Here is a 14,632-nt window from a genome sequence, read left to right on the forward strand (position 1 = left end):
GGTCAGCTCGCCATCTGGGTCACTCGTGAGAAAGATCGAGCCGCGTTTGGTGAAAGGACGCGAAGTCTTCGAGAGGAGCTCACCGTTCTGGTGAACCTCGATGAAGATTTTGTAATTGTCCCGCGGTTTTTTCCGCAGTTTCCACCAGGAGCGCCTCAGGGATCAGTCTCCTTCAATGCTTGAGCACCCTTGTTTCAAAGCCGTATTTCGCAATGCGGGCTTCCGCCAGGGCATAGATCACAGGTCTTAGGTGAATGTATTTCAGCTTCTGATCCACCGCGAGCACCGCGGTCGTTCGGGTCAGGTTGCTTTCGAGCTTGATCGCCGTGGAATAGGCTTCCTTTTTCACCCGGTTTTGCAGATAGGTGACCAGGGGCTCCACGTCTTTCATATTCTGCGAATCAATCGGCCAGCTGAAGCGGCGTCGATCCGAAGTCACGACCAGGACCTTCTTCCCATCCTGAAACACACCGAGCCAGATGCCGCCATCCGGAAGATTCTTCGCATCATACTGAATCACATCCACACGCGCACCGAGGCGTGGATTGAGTCCCGTCAGAAGATGCCCGCGCAGAATGATGACCAGTCCAAACGCGATCAACGCCGGAAAGGGGAACCACAGCACAGGTTCCTGCAGTCTTTCCTTGAGGCCCATCAGGGCTTCGACCCAGCTTTGATTGCGTCCCTGGCCGTTCATAAGAGCCCGCCTCCGACGACGACCTTGTCAAAGAGCTTGGAGCTGCGCAGACCGGAAATGCACTGAATCACGATCGGCATCGGAATTTCCTCGGTCGGGAGGAAAAGCACGGTGCGCGAACGAGTTTTGCCGGTTTCCTCGGCCTTTTCCTGCATCCAGCGCTCCATGTCCTTGGCGAGGCGGTTCAACTGGGGCGCTCCATCCGCATGCGGTATGTAGAATTTATTCCGTACATTGGTCAGGTCCTGAGCGAAAGCGCCGACCGTTCCGAAGAAAAAGGCGTCGCGCGTCAGAAGAATCAGGGGCGTATCCGCCGACAGCGTTTCACTGCCTTTTTCGGCGAAATTCTTGAATCCCGTGTCCTGGATCGGGACCTGGACCACAGGAATCTCCGCTTCGATCAAACCATAGCGGCCGGCCATGGAAATCGCCCGCAGAACGGACGACAGATAAAACATGAGGCCCACGGCCGCGAGCACGCTGATCGGGATATACCAGACGTTATTAGATAATCTCTTCTTCGTCCTTGATATCTTCAACTGAAGCATCGTCGAAGCTGTCATCTTCCACCTCGGTCTTGGATTCGGTCGGCGCGGCTTCGCGCTTGCTCACAGGCTCCTGGACGGGCGCAGCGGCTTCTGCCATCGGCGCGGCGACATAGGTCGCCATTTCCTGCGGAGCCAGAAGGTTGATCAGAACGGACACACCGTAATGCACGCGTTCGGTCAGGCGAATCGCGAGACCGCGGAGCATCTGGTGTCCGGTGAGAAAGAGCATGCTCATCAGAAGGCCCATCGTCGTGGGATTGAGCGAACCCGCGATCCCGTTGGCGAGACGCGCCTGCTTTTCCGAGGTATCGAGGATTTCAATCGAATCGAAAGCCGCCCAAAGCCCATCGATCGTCCCGAGTATCCCGATCAGAAGAATCAGCGTCGAGAGCGCGGGAAGAATGCTGATCCGTGATTCGAGCCTCGGCAGAAAGTCGATGGTTTCCTCTTCGATCGTTCCCCGCACGGTATGCGGATCACGCTCCAAAGCTTCCAGAGCTTTCAGGCCGATCGACGGCAGCGAGGTATACGACGCGTTCTTGCAGATACTCACCGCGCGCTCCAGATCCTCGGCTTGGACGGAGCGGCGAAGGTTGTTCAAAAACTTTTTGAAATCAACATTGTAAACGAACTGCAGCATAATCAGACGTTCGAAGATGATCAGTGTGCCGATGAAGCCCAAGGCAATGATCGCAATCAGATAAAGATTGCCATTTTGTAAACTGACTGCCAGCTGACTCCACATCAGTGAGCCCTTTCCTGTCGATGACTGCAGATATCATTACTATTGTAACTCTGTCAGACAGGCTTTGGATACTGGCGGGCCAGGGTTTCAGCGCTTGTTGATTTTGGTAATTTCGGTTTGAGCGTTAAGTTCCGCATCAATCTCATTGTTTTGCGTGGAGGTCTTGAGGGAAAGCGTGCCCTTTTCGCAGGCGCGAGCAAAGGCTTTCAAAATCTCGGGATCGAAGAGATCGGATTCGCTCATCAGTCGTTCAACCGCTTCATCCTGGTCCATGAAACCGGAGTAGACGCGGCCTGAAACCATGGCGTCAAACACATCGGAAATGGCCACGATACGCCCGAAGAAGGGAATATCCTCGCCGGCGAGGCCTTCCGGATAGCCGGTGCCGTCCCATTTTTCATGATGATATTTGATGCCGGAGATGATGCGCTGGGCATTCGGCAGATGACCGATGATGTTGGCGCCAATCGTCGGATGCAGTTTCATCTCCGCGTATTCCTCGGAGCTGAGCATGCCGGCCTTTTTCAATATGGCGTCAGGAATCCCTATTTTGCCGATGTCATGGCAGAGCGAACTGATCATCAGAAGGCGTTTGACGTCCTTATGAAGTTTCATCTCATCAGCAATCGCCATCGCATAGCTCGATACGCGTTCCGAATGGCCGCGCGTATAGGTGTCCTTCGCTTCGATGGTGCTCAGCATGGTGTCGATGATACCAAAGAGCCAGGAGTCGAGTTCTTTTCTCAGCAGCATGGACTCGATGATAGGCGAGGCCCGCTGCAGGAGAGCCTGGGTCGTTTCGAGTTCCTGGATCGAGAAGTTCTCTTCCGGGCTATCGATCTCGATATGAACCAGGGCTATGATTTCCTCGTTGTGGCAAACGGGAAGAATCGCGCGGCTGCGACCTTCATGGGTGACCCGCGCTTCTGGATTCAAAAGAATGCCCTGCTTGCGCGAAAGAGCATCTTCAAAGGCGCTCTTGCTGAGAAGGAAGCTATTATTGCTTTCCTTAAAATTTTTGATGGCGTATGGAATCAGCTGCCGGGTTTGATCCGACCAGATGAAGACAGCCGCGCGCGTCGCGTTACCGATGATCTTGCCGACGCTTTTCAAAAGCGTATTGCAGCTTTCATTCAGATCTTTGATGACGATCAGGTTACTGTGATAGTTGAAGATATCCGAGATAGCCTGCGTATTGCTCATCACATTGTTGGCGAGCGTGCTGGGATCGAGGCGAACCGCGCGGCGGAAATGATGCCGATGCGGATTCTCCATCTCGATCGGACCTTTGATGCCCGCCGGTTCATCGAGCTGCATATCAAAGCGCATCAGGTCGGTGGCGATATGAATGCCACTGTCCGGTGCGACAAAGGTGAATTCGGTGGAGCCGATCAGGATGCGATCGCCGTTATCGAGGGTTGAGTTGATAACCCGATCGCCGTTGATATAAGTGCCATTGCGGGATTCGAGATCTTCGAGGATGAAGAGGCGGCCGCGTTTTTTGATGCGAACATGGTGGCGGGAGGCTTCGGCATCGCGCAGGACCACTTCGTTGGTGGGGTCGCGGCCAATGGAAATAGGGAACTGCTTCAGCTCAATGCGGCTGCCAGCGTTGTATCCCCTCTCGACCAATAAAAAAGCCATACCCATAGCGCGTTTATCCACCCATTTCCGGCCTACTCTTCTTTATCGGCAGAGTGTCCACGTTCCCTGAGTGTCTCAAGTTTTGACAGCCGGGGCCGATAATGAAGCAGCTGTCAATTCAGGAACTTAGGAGGGACGGGACCATGCGCACCCCAGGAATTTTGTTACTGATTTCCTTTGCTTTGGGCGCAAGTTCCATAAGAGCGGAGCAGCTGCCTCCCTTGGGCAAACGGGTCTATCTTCTGGATGAAGACAAGCCTGCGCGACCTGCTGATATCCGACCGTCAGAACGTGGTTCCAGTTTACCAGGACAGACCCTGATGCGGGATCCCCTGCCTCTGAATGCAGCGAGTTTTGTGGATAAGACAAGGCATCACCCAGCGGAAACCCCGAAGCGCGTTTCGCGAATGACCTTCGACAAAGTCGCGGTCCAGGGTCGCTATCTCGTTCCCCGTGTGACTTTCGATCGGCCGTCTTTGGAAGTTGGTCGTCGGGAAGAGCCCGTCAAACAGGAATACAGAAAAAAGATTCTGGATTCCGAGCGCGAGCTGCGGGAATTTGATTGGTGATGCGCTGCCGCTCGCGGCCCATGCCGCGCCCCCGGATCACCGCCCCCCCCATCTTCATCAGGTAAAAGAGAGCCCTTTCCCGTTTTCCGCCAGACATATCCAAAGCTGATTTTTTGTGGTATGGTGTGTTTCTAACAGTTGCTGGCTGGCTGGTCAATTTAATTTCTTTTAATGTGGAAAATTTTCCAAATCCCAGGATTCCCCTCGTGAATACACTGCTGCAATGGGACCGATGGCTGCAAAAGTCCGTCAATCTGGATATGATATCCCCCATCAACGATAAACTGATGAGTCTTTGGTCTGCGGAATGGCCCTGGTTTCTTATCGTCCTTGGCTTTGCCATTCCTATCATCCGCAGCCGTCAGTGGCCGCGTCTTTGGGCGATCGGCTGGATTGGATTGACTGTTGGCGTCAGCGATATGGTCTCGCATTACATTCTGAAACCCTGGTTTGGCCGTATCCGCCCCTGTCGGATGGAAGGGCTCGTACGGATCGTCGAAGGCTGCTCGGGTTATTATAGTTTCCCCTCCAATCACGCCGCCAACGCCGCCGTGTTTGCCACGCTATGGTTTTTGCTCTTCAGTCGATTTCAAGGCTCTTTGGCCGTCCTTTGCGCCTTTGTCATCGGCATGTCGCGCGTTTACCTGGGCGTTCATTACCCGACCGATATCCTCGGTGGATTCATCTGGGGAACGTTTCTGGCCCTGATTTCTTACCTGATCTGGCAGCGCCTTCCGCTCAGCCGTGAGCTGGCGAAAGCGTAAGCCGCCTTTAGAACTCATATTGCGTTCTCAACATATAAGACCGTCCGGGGAAGGGAATGGGTCCTACGGGATATTTGGCCTGGTAGGGCTGGGCTATCTCGAGCCTTGCATCGGTCAGGTTTTGGACCGCAAACGACGCTTCGAGGCCTTGGGTTTGGAAAAGATTGCTATGCCGCAGATTCACGTTCAGAAGAGTGGTCAGCGGCAGCTTTTGAAGGGGAGCCGGATCACGAATGGGGTCACCGCTCGCATCTGTGCCGACTTCAGGCCCCTGCTCCGTGAACGCAAACCGTTCCCCGACCAAGGACAGCGAAGGGTTGACAGAAAACTCCCGATTCACTTTATAGCCTGTCACCAGCCCTGCCTTATGCTGAGCCTGACCATAGGCGGCTTGATCGTGACCGGGAACCTGGGCGCTAGGCTCATCATTGAGCGTCAGCTGATAGTAGGCGTAGGTGAACGTCGCAAAGACTTGACTCGACTGGAAGCGCAGCTCCGATTCAAAGCCGCGCGATCCAAGGTCGCCACCGTTGCCGTAGATACCGGCGCCGCTGGGTCCTGTGAAATACACGATAGGTCGATGAACCAGATGATCAAAGACGCTGACCACGCCCCAAAGGGTGTCGCTGAAGCGGTAGCCAACTTCCAGCTCGTGGTTTCGGGTTGTTTCCGGCTTGATGCCGTAGTTATTGGAGTCCTCCACCCGGTTGGGGATGATGCCACCAGGTACGCGGAAGCTTTGCGATAGCATGTATTTCGCATGAAAATCCTGCCAGGCCCGGGTGAAACCGACTCGAGGCGCAAAGAAATCTCCGTGAAGATCCGTCTTATCGTAACGCACACCCGCCGTGAGCTTCACCCAATCATTGTCGTTCATGAGCTGCAGAAAAAGCGAATCATTGCGATAGCTGATGTGATCTATTTCCTCGTTTTTCTTCAGGATCTCTTCATTGGCAGCCAAATTCAGCTTGGGCGAACGATAGGTCGTGTGAATGAAACCCTGGTAGCCCACGATCATGTTGGTCTTATCCGTCCAATCATAGTGCAGGGTCACGCCCCCGGTTTTTCGATCGACTTTGTTGCGATACCAGTAAGGGCCCTGGTCCACCCAGTACGGGTACTGCAGTTTGTAATTGATGAAGGGCGTGATCTTCAGAGCGCCGGATGTCCACTCATGGCCCGTTTCAACCTGATAGGTATCCCAGCGTTCCCGGATGTGCTGCCAGGGCGCAATATCAGGTTCATCAAAATAAAGGAAAGGAGCGCGATAGAGATCCACCAGAGCTTTGGCATAGGTTCCCTTGTACTTGACATTCAGGGTCATGTTTGCCAGTTCCAGCTGAGAATCCTTGAGATCTATTTCATCTCCGTAATATGTGGTCGCTTTCTGGTCGGTGATCAGCGAACGCGAAGCCACGACGTTGGCGCTGTAGGCAAGGTCACCCTCATCCTTCGCCACCCCGGCTGCAAGCGTGCGATTCAGGAATGCGCGACCGCCTTGCTCGATGTCCATATTCACATAAGAGCCGGGACGACTGGCGGAGCGCGTAAGGATATTGATGACGCCCAGCGCGGCATAACCACCGTAAACGGACGATCCGGGACCTCGGACGATTTCAATCCGATCCAGGGTGTTCACCGGAAAATGCCTTGCGAACTGCGTGATCCCAAATTTTTCCTCGTTGATATCGAGTCCATCGACCATCACCAGGAATTTGCCTTCGACGGAATTGATGCCGCGAATGCTCAGAAGCTGACCGCCTTCAATTTCCGTCACCACTCCGTAGCCCGGAACCATGCGTAAAAGGACATCGACGACATCGCGCGCGCCCATATCCAGCATCTGCTCGCGGGTGATGACTGTGACAATCCCCGGCGTTTCCCGGATATGCATATCCTTCCGAGTAGCGACCGAAACCTTAAGGTTCAAAAGATCACTAAGACTCAATTCATTCTCATCAGCAGCCCACAGCGCTTGCGAGGCCATGAGCACAAGCAAAAGCGGGCACCACTGATGGATGTTTTTCCTCATTGAATCCTCTTGGAGTGCTGGTGGATGTCTTTCCTTCATAGTAAACAGTTGGAACCCTGAAGACAAGGAGGCGGAGCCGGCTGTCTCCTGACGCAGGAGTGGTTCATGTATCCTGCCGCATTGTCAGAGCTATTCCCCTCTGCATTTCATGCTGTAAGGTAAAGATGTGCGGAAAGCGTCAAAGCTTAGGTTTCCGTCGCAAAATCCGAAGCATTATGCGTCCTGGGCGATCTTCGGAGACTGAGCAGATTGAAGTTTAAGTTACCCAGAAAATCCATAGGCAATCGGATTCTGATGCTGATCATCGGGATCGTGACGGCCGCCTTTGTTTCCCTCGGTCTCATCGGGGGGCTTGCCTTCCGTAACCTTGCGCAGGGGTTTCTGGCGATTGTCGAGGCGCAGAACCAGGAATTTGCCGCGATGCTCAATCGCAACTCGGAACGTTCCCGAAATCGCTTCGTTCAGATGTTCGAAGAGAACGCTCGGGCCAAGGGCGAGACGCTGATTGCGCGCGATTCTTTGAACCTCAAAAATCCTTTCCTTGAAAACTCCTATACTCAGGTGCGTGAGACCCTGCAGAATTCCTTCCACTTTGATGCGTCCATGATCCTGGCCTCTTTTATCGTCATTGAGGGGGATCAGATCAAAGCCTGGCAGTACCTGGACCGGGAGCATAAGGACGGTTTGAGCCTTCCTATCGTTTACGATTCCAGTCGGGAAATCTGGGTTTCAAGCCTGCAGGGGGAACCCATCACGGTTTATGATCCCGGCATGGAAAAACTGCGCACGCTCGAAAAGCCGACCATCCGCAAGGTTCAGGTCAGTGTGGGTTCTGGCTCAGGTCGCCGGACCATAGCGGCCTATGAAGCCATCGTCCCCATCTCCGAAAGCGTCCCGGAATTCATTCCAGAGCGCCTGAAGCAGGGGGAGGCCATAGCTTATCTTCGCTATCTCATCAGCCTCGAAATGATGGATCAGGCCATCGCGATGGAGGAGAGTGAGATGCAGAAAATGCTGGCAGAGCAGAGCACCATCACGGAAAGCACTTTACAGAAGACTTTGAGTGATACGAATAGTCGGATCGCTCAGCTTGTCCTCATTTTGAGCTCAGCCGTCATCCTGGTTATTCTGGTAGCTTTTGCCCTTTCGCTCTGGGTCAGCCGACGCATTGCGCAGCCCATCGAACAGCTGAGTCGTGCGGCCAAGAAGATTGCCCAGGGCGACTATGATCAGGCTGTGCAGATCGAATCCGAGGATGAGATTGGCCGTCTGGGCCGGAGCTTTGAGACCATGCGGGTGCAGGTGAAAACCTTTACCGATAAGCTTCAGGTCCTGGTTGAAGAACGGACGGCTCGCCTGCATGAAGCGCTTGAGACGGTGACCAGCCAAAGTCAAAAGATTCGGGAAATCATGGAGCAGATCGATCAGGGCATCCTGACCCTTGATACCCAGCTCAGAATAGAAAAGGATTATTCGCATCATCTGCTGAAACTCTTTCCTTCCGCTGGGGAGGATCTGGCCGGCACTCCAATCCTTGAACTCATCTTCCAGGACACAGGCCACAGCGGTGAAGATATCCAGAAGGCGCGCGAGTCATTGGCTGCGTGCTTAGGTGAAGAGGCGATCAACTGGGATCTCAACTCGGATCATCTGCCGCTGCAGCTGCAGTATGCGTGGGGTGGCAGCACGAAGACTTATGAACTCCGCTGGAATCCGATCATCGAGGGGCGGACCATTATCCGCGTGCTCCTGACCATCCGTGACCGGAGCAAGGAGCTTGCTCTTGAGGATCAGGTTCGCGTTGCGACCCAACGCTCGCAGCGTTTGACCCAGGCTCTTACCGACCTTGTGGCCGTGCGGTCGGATGCAGTCGGTGCGATGCTGCGCGATTCGAACCGGGCGCTTCAGGACATTGAAGCGAGCCAGAGCGATGAGATCGAACACAGGAAGAATTACATCCGCCTTCACACCATGAAGGGTGCGGCTCGCAGCCTTGGCCTGAAAGCCCTGGCGCAGGCCATTCATGAAGCCGAGATCTTCCTGCAGCGGCTGTTCCGCTATGAAAGTTTTGATTCCGAAAGCTTTGCGAAGTCGCTCGATGTTATACGGGACGAACTGGACTTTCTGCGGGATGTCGCGGGCCGCATTCTGAAGATCAAGATCGATGGCCAGGAGCAGGAGTCGCGAAATCTTTTCGAGATGCTGGCCGAGGAGATGCGCGAAGCGTTCAAACTCTGCTCGGAACGGCATGTGGACTTCGGCGGAATTGTAGTGGAAGACCGCGTGATCCAGTGGAACCCCCGCTTCCTTGTGGATGCTGTACAGGCCGCCCGTCATGCTTTGACCAACTCTCTCGATCATGGCTATTTCAAACCGATTCAGGCCGGGCGTCTGGCATCGACGGAAAAGGTCATCTTTCGCCTGCGAGCCTATCGGGAAGCAGGGCAGGTCGTGATAGTGTTCGAAGATGAGGGCTATGGTTTCGATCACAAGGCTGTTCGCACCCTGGCCGAGAACCATGGGCTCGATCTTCAAGTTGATCCGAATTACCTGAATGTCCTTTTGCGCGAGGGCCTGAGTACAGCCAACGAGGTTACGCAGCTGAGCGGCCGTGGCGCAGGTCTTGCCGCCATCCAGACTTTCGCCGAAGAATGGGGTGGAAGCATCACCCTTGCCGATAACGAGCCTCGCGGTAGCCGCATCATTGTCACTCTGCCCGATGCCGCCATCCTTTGCAGAACTTCCCTCATGCTTCAGAAAGATCCCGTCAGCGCCTGAGTGTTCCATGCTATCATGGTCGATGCAATGCCACTGCAAAGAGGACCCGCGACGTGTTCGATCGAAGAACCGGCCGATTCATTTTCCTGCTCTTTTTCCTTTGGGCATTTCCTCTTCACGCCGAGGAAAAGCTGGGGATCTTTCAACCGACGGTCAAAGCTCCAAAAGATGTTCAACGGGCCTTTGCCGATGATCCCGCCCTGAAGGATCTGAAGGTTATGGCCTTCGGGACTTTTGATGATTTTCAAACAGCTGTAAACAGCGACGGCGTGACCTTTGCGCTGGTGCCATCAGCCTATATTCGCTACTTCGAGGATTTCGAACCCCTCTATCAGCTGACGCTTGATGGCCAGGCGAGTTTTCAGGAGGTCGTCGTCAGTTTGGATCCTGCCTGGAATGAGCAGAAATTGAGCGAGGGCATTGTCGGCACCATCAATGTCGTCGGACGGGACAAAACGCGGAAGATGGTCGAGGATCGCTTGAACGGCCGCAGTTTCAAGCGTCTGAAGCAGGTTTCCAAGATCGCTGATCTTTACCCCCTGCTGGCTCTCGGCAACGCCCAGTACGCGATCTTCGCACCCCATGATCTGGATCTGGTGAAGAAGGAATTCTCGTCCAAACCTATTCAGGTCATGCGGACCGCGGATGTTCTGCATCCCGTCATCGCCGTGCGCAAAGATAGAAAGGGAAAGAACAGCAATGTCTTCCTGAAACTCAGCCCCGCCACCCTTAAATCAATTGGCGTGAACGGCATCAAGGGTTTCAGCAAATGAACAAGGTTTCCAAGAGGAATGCGCATATGCAAGCTTTATGGATGGGGATCCTCTCTTTTCTTTTTGCACCGATTTTAACGGCTGCGACTGTGATGACGGTCAGCTTCGATGCATCCGAGATGCGGGTTGTCAGGGAGACTTTGGCCCGGGATCTCAAGAAGCACAAGCATGTGGAGTTCCTTATTGATAAAAATAGTGATTACGCGCAGTTTATCGGCGCTTTGGAAAAGAACAGGCCGGATTTCGTAGCTTTATTGGACAACAAGGCGGTGAATTTCATGAAGCGGCTGGAGGAGGAGAAGAAGCCCGAAAATCTTGCCCGCATTCAGGCGGCTGCGACCATGGCTCTGAACCTGCGGAATGTGCTGCAGGGAAGCACGAGGATCTGCGGCATACATTATGAGGTCCCGGCTTTTACCATCATCACTCGCTTTCGAAGTCTTATGCAACGTACCATAACCAGGGTCCTGGCTCCTTATCGCGCTTCTGAATTCGAGTGGATGATCTCCGAAGCCAGGCAGCAGCTCCAGAAGGAAGGGATTGAGCTGATCGGGGTCGATGTGGAGGCGAATGGTCGCGAACAGGAAGCCATCAATAAACTGGTGGAGACGATTCTCAGCGATGAACACGCTGGTAGAAAGATCGATGCCATCCTGGTGCCGACGGACAATGTGATTTTGAATAAGGAAGCCTTCACGGCCATCTGGTTACGGAAAGCCCGCAGTCTGAAAGTGCCTTTTCTTTGCAATATTGAAAAATTCGCAAGCAAGGATTTTGATTTCTGCACCTTTGCCGCCTATCCCGACCTCGTGGCACTTGGACATCAGCTGGCTGAGCAGATCAATGAGGTTCTGGAAAACGGCAGTTCGGTCAAGGATCTGGGAGTGGACTACATCATCGGTGTGCAGGAAGCCTTGAATCTGTCACGCGCCCGTGCCCTGGATCTGCCTATGCGATCCGATCGCATCGAAGCCGTGGAGCGCGTGGAATAAGTCTTATGCTGGAGCCCTCTTCATCGAAAAAGAGACTTTCCAATGGTGCGCAGCATGATGATGACAAAGCTGGAGAAGAGCAACACTCCGGCCAAGGCGGCCCAGAAGGGAAAGGATGGAAAGCTCTTGATTTGATTTAAGAAATTCATTAAGGCCAGACCCAGAAAGAAGCTGTTGAAAGCAAAAATGATCTTTTCGTTGTTCACAGTTGCTCCTGCTGAACGATGCCTGGATGATGATCGACGTTAGGTTTGATCTGAAATCAGCATCCGTATACCGTGACTGAGTCTGGAGCCCTTGCTTCAAATTGTGCTTTCAATCAAGACTTGTATAAACGAAATCGGAGAGGAAAGACCCGCGCATGAAGGCGCGGGTCAGGATCATTTACTTTTCATCGGGAAAAAATTTGGTTCCGGCATCGACATGCTTTTTGAGCAAGGCCGGTGGGGCGAAGCGGGCTCCATAGCGTTCTTCCAGGCCCTTCAGCGTGTTATACACATTCTCGGCACCCAGATGATCGACGTAACGCAGCGGTCCACCCAGGAAAGGCGGAAAGCCGAGGCCGAAGACGGCGCCTATGTCGCCATCATAAGCGGACAAAAGAATGCCCTCCTCAAGACAGCGAATCGTTTCATTGATGAAGACATAAACGCAGCGGTCCGCGATATCCTCGGCCGGGATAAACTTATATATGCGTTTTTCGCCCATCATTTCATAGACGGATTCATCCGGCTTGCCTTTCTTGCCACCTTCATAGGTGAAGAAACCCTTGCCGTTCTTCCGTCCGAGGCGACCGGACTGCTGGATGGCATCCAGGCCTGCCGGTGTTTTGATGCGGTTGCCATAGGCTTCGGTCATGGATTCCAGAACATGGATGCCGACGTCGATGCCCACTTCGTCCATCAGAGTGATAGGTCCGACGGGGAAACCGAAGTCCGTGAGCGCGTCGTCGATCTCTTCGATGTTCGCACCCTCTTCCAGAATCAAGGCCGCTTCCGCCATGAAGAAAGCCAAGGCCCGGGTCGTATAGAAACCGGGGCTGTCTTTCACAACGATGATCTGCTTGCCCATGCGCTGGCCAAGGCGGAAGGCGCGATCCACAGCCCATTCAGCGGTCTTATCGGTGATGATGATTTCGAGGAGTGGCATCTTTTCCACAGGCGAGAAGAAGTGCATGCCGAGAACGCGCTCGGGGTATTTCGCCTTCGCTGCGATTTTGCCGATCGGCAGCGCCGATGTATTGGAGGCAAAGACCTGATCGTCGCCTGAGCGGGATTCGACCTGGGCGAGGATTTCCTGCTTCAGTCCCAGATCTTCGAATACGGCTTCGATCACGACATCGGTGGAACCGAAACCCTGGATGCTAAGACCCGGTGAAATGTGAGCCATCTTCTGGGCAAGTTCGAAGTTTTTGATACGGCCGCGTTTAGCCTTCTTGGCAAAGAACTTATACGCATTGGCCAGGGCGCGTTTGGTGGAATCCTTGTTCGGATCCGAAAGCAGAACGCGCACGCCTTTGTCGGCAAGCACCGTGGCAATGCCCGCGCCCATAAAGCCCGAGCCCACGACACCCACCTGCTCAGGAACTTTGTCCCCGAACCTGGCCTTGCCGGCTTCCGCGTAAGCATTGCGCTTGGCGGCTGTCGTCGCATGGAAGAGGTGAACGAGCGACTTGCTTTCCCGGGTATGCGCCAGCTCCGAGAAGAGTCTGGCTTCCAGCTCCAGGCCTTTTTCCAGTTTTTTCTCGAAACCGTCAAAGACCGCATCCAGAGCTTTAAAAGGCGCAGGATAGAAGCCCTTGGTATTTTTCTCGACCATCTCGCGCGCTTTTTTCTCGACGAAGGCACGGCCGATCGGAGTGTGCTCGGCAGCCCAGCGCGGCAGATCCTTGCTCAGGCTCTTCGCATTCAGGGCCATCAGTTTTTTGTCTTTGCTCTTCGTCGCATACTGAAGGGCGACCCGCTCCAGCTGCGTGGGATGCACAAGGGCATCCGCCAGACCCAGCTTCACGGCTTTTTTACCGCTGACCCGCTTGCCGGTCAGGATCATATCCAAAGCATCCTGGATCCCGATCAAACGAGGCAGACGCTGGGTTCCGCCGCCGCCGGGAATCATACCGAGCTGAATTTCCGGAAGGGCGAGGGTGGATGTTTCGGTCACGATACGCCACTGACAGGCGAGCGTGAGTTCCAGTCCACCGCCCAGGCATTGACCATCAATCGCGGCCACGGTCGGGAAGGGGAGTTTTTCGAGCTTATTCAGAATGCCCTGCATCTTCAGAGCGCCGTCCCGGGTTTCCTCGGGCGTATCAAACTGCGAGATATCATTGATGTCCGCACCCAGCGCGAAATCTTTCTTCGCACCGATGATGATGAGGCCCTGAACCTCTTTATTTTCCGCAAGCTCATCGACGATATCGTTCAGCTCACGCAGCAAGGGTTCACCAAGAACCGTGACCGGTTTGTCAGGCGAACCCATGCGCAGGATACGGATATGATCACTCGTGCTTTCGACCTTGAAATACTGTGTCATAGCGAGCTTCCTCTCAGGCGTAACGTTCGATTAACATGGCACCAGACATGCCGCCAGCCGCACAAATCGCAATCAGTCCAAGATTTTTATTGCGGCGAATCAGTTCGTTGGAAAGTGTGGTCACAAGGCGGGCCCCGGTGGCTCCAAAGGGGTGACCGATGGCAATCGCGCCGCCATTGACGTTGAGCTTCTCTTCAGGAATCGAGCCGAAGGCCTTGCTGTCGCCGAAGTAACGCTCACAGAAGTCCTTGGATTCCATCGAACGCAGGCAGCTCAGAACTTGAGCGGCGAAAGCTTCGTGAATTTCGAAAAGATCTATATCCGCAAGGCTCAATCCATTCCGCTTCAAAATATAGGGAATGGCCACAGCCGGACCAATCAAAAGCTGCTCGGTCGGATCCACGCCGACGAAGAAATAATCCCGGATGCGCGACTTGGGTTTCAGACCAAGTGACTTCGCCACCTGCTCATCGGTGATCAGGGCCACAGCCGCGCCGTCCGTCAGGGCCGAGGAGTTGCCGGCCGTGAGGGATCCGTAGTTTTTATCGAAGGCTGGCT

General features: G+C 54.1%; 12 protein-coding genes. 5 read left to right on the plus strand and 7 right to left on the minus strand.

Going from position 1 to position 14,632, the window contains the following annotated elements; genetic code table 11:
* Positions 1 to 172: 172 nt before the first annotated feature.
* The 4 genes from VFO10_RS04655 to VFO10_RS04670 form a co-directional block, all read right to left on the minus strand.
* Positions 173 to 697: a hypothetical protein gene (locus VFO10_RS04655; protein ID WP_325137554.1), complete on the minus strand. Its 525-nt coding sequence runs from the start codon at positions 695 to 697 to the stop codon at positions 173 to 175.
* A complete protein-coding gene (locus VFO10_RS04660) occupies positions 694 to 1,236 on the minus strand; it encodes a hypothetical protein (RefSeq protein ID WP_325137556.1) in 543 nt (180 codons plus the stop codon). Before VFO10_RS04660 ends, VFO10_RS04655 begins: the two co-directional genes overlap by 4 nt.
* The gene (locus tag VFO10_RS04665; RefSeq protein WP_325137558.1) at positions 1,202 to 1,990 is read right to left on the minus strand and encodes a MotA/TolQ/ExbB proton channel family protein; all 789 of its coding nucleotides are present in this window, start codon (positions 1,988 to 1,990) and stop codon (positions 1,202 to 1,204) included. Before VFO10_RS04665 ends, VFO10_RS04660 begins: the two co-directional genes overlap by 35 nt.
* A gap of 87 nt (positions 1,991 to 2,077) precedes the next feature.
* Positions 2,078 to 3,640, minus strand: a complete 1,563-nt coding sequence (locus VFO10_RS04670) for an HD domain-containing phosphohydrolase (RefSeq protein ID WP_325137560.1) — start codon at positions 3,638 to 3,640, stop codon at positions 2,078 to 2,080.
* Positions 3,641 to 3,777: 137 nt separating this feature from the next.
* On the opposite strand from VFO10_RS04670, the gene VFO10_RS04675 reads away from it, so the two are divergent.
* Positions 3,778 to 4,203 carry a hypothetical protein gene (locus VFO10_RS04675; RefSeq protein WP_325137562.1) on the plus strand — a complete coding sequence of 142 codons (426 nt, stop codon included), beginning with the start codon at positions 3,778 to 3,780 and terminating at the stop codon, positions 4,201 to 4,203.
* A 206-nt stretch (positions 4,204 to 4,409) separates the two neighbouring features.
* A complete protein-coding gene (locus VFO10_RS04680; RefSeq protein ID WP_325137564.1) occupies positions 4,410 to 4,967 on the plus strand; it encodes a phosphatase PAP2 family protein in 558 nt (185 codons plus the stop codon).
* 7 nt (positions 4,968 to 4,974) lie between these two features.
* Here the strand turns inward: VFO10_RS04680 and VFO10_RS04685 are convergent, their stop codons facing one another.
* Positions 4,975 to 6,999: a TonB-dependent receptor gene (locus VFO10_RS04685; RefSeq protein WP_325137566.1), complete on the minus strand. Its 2,025-nt coding sequence runs from the start codon at positions 6,997 to 6,999 to the stop codon at positions 4,975 to 4,977.
* Positions 7,000 to 7,248: 249 nt separating this feature from the next.
* Here VFO10_RS04685 and VFO10_RS04690 point away from each other — a divergent pair, with 249 nt between their 5' ends.
* The 3 genes from VFO10_RS04690 to VFO10_RS04700 are packed head-to-tail and all read left to right on the plus strand — an operon-like array spanning position 7,249 to position 11,542.
* Positions 7,249 to 9,777, plus strand: coding sequence for a HAMP domain-containing protein (locus VFO10_RS04690; RefSeq protein WP_325137567.1), 2,529 nt, complete (start codon positions 7,249 to 7,251; stop codon positions 9,775 to 9,777).
* Between the two features lie 53 nt (positions 9,778 to 9,830).
* Positions 9,831 to 10,550 (plus strand): hypothetical protein, encoded by a 720-nt coding sequence (locus VFO10_RS04695; protein ID WP_325137569.1) that lies wholly within the window; start codon positions 9,831 to 9,833, stop codon positions 10,548 to 10,550.
* A gap of 26 nt (positions 10,551 to 10,576) precedes the next feature.
* Complete coding sequence (locus tag VFO10_RS04700; protein WP_325137570.1) at positions 10,577 to 11,542, plus strand: hypothetical protein; 966 nt, start codon at positions 10,577 to 10,579, stop codon at positions 11,540 to 11,542.
* A gap of 384 nt (positions 11,543 to 11,926) precedes the next feature.
* On the opposite strand, the gene VFO10_RS04705 is transcribed toward VFO10_RS04700, so the two are convergent.
* Positions 11,927 to 14,074, minus strand: a complete 2,148-nt coding sequence (locus tag VFO10_RS04705; protein ID WP_325137572.1) for a 3-hydroxyacyl-CoA dehydrogenase NAD-binding domain-containing protein — start codon at positions 14,072 to 14,074, stop codon at positions 11,927 to 11,929.
* Between the two features lie 13 nt (positions 14,075 to 14,087).
* The coding region (locus tag VFO10_RS04710; RefSeq protein WP_325137574.1) for a thiolase family protein at positions 14,088 to 14,632 on the minus strand (545 nt) is incomplete at its 5' end.

It is taken from the genome of Oligoflexus sp. (genome assembly GCF_035712445.1).
Taxonomy (GTDB): domain Bacteria; phylum Bdellovibrionota_B; class Oligoflexia; order Oligoflexales; family Oligoflexaceae; genus Oligoflexus.

Excerpts from the sequence above, each read along its gene's own strand:
- VFO10_RS04685 (WP_325137566.1), bottom strand. The coding sequence starts at position 6,999 with ATGAGGAAAAACATCCATCAGTGGTGCCCGCTTTTGCTTGTGCTCATG.
- VFO10_RS04655 (WP_325137554.1), bottom strand. The coding sequence starts at position 697 with ATGAACGGCCAGGGACGCAATCAAAGCTGGGTCGAAGCCCTGATGGGC.
- VFO10_RS04700 (WP_325137570.1), top strand. The coding sequence starts at position 10,577 with ATGCAAGCTTTATGGATGGGGATCCTCTCTTTTCTTTTTGCACCGATT.
- VFO10_RS04675 (WP_325137562.1), top strand. The coding sequence starts at position 3,778 with ATGCGCACCCCAGGAATTTTGTTACTGATTTCCTTTGCTTTGGGCGCA.
- VFO10_RS04665 (WP_325137558.1), bottom strand. The coding sequence starts at position 1,990 with ATGTGGAGTCAGCTGGCAGTCAGTTTACAAAATGGCAATCTTTATCTG.
- VFO10_RS04705 (WP_325137572.1), bottom strand. The coding sequence starts at position 14,074 with ATGACACAGTATTTCAAGGTCGAAAGCACGAGTGATCATATCCGTATC.
- VFO10_RS04670 (WP_325137560.1), bottom strand. The coding sequence starts at position 3,640 with ATGGGTATGGCTTTTTTATTGGTCGAGAGGGGATACAACGCTGGCAGC.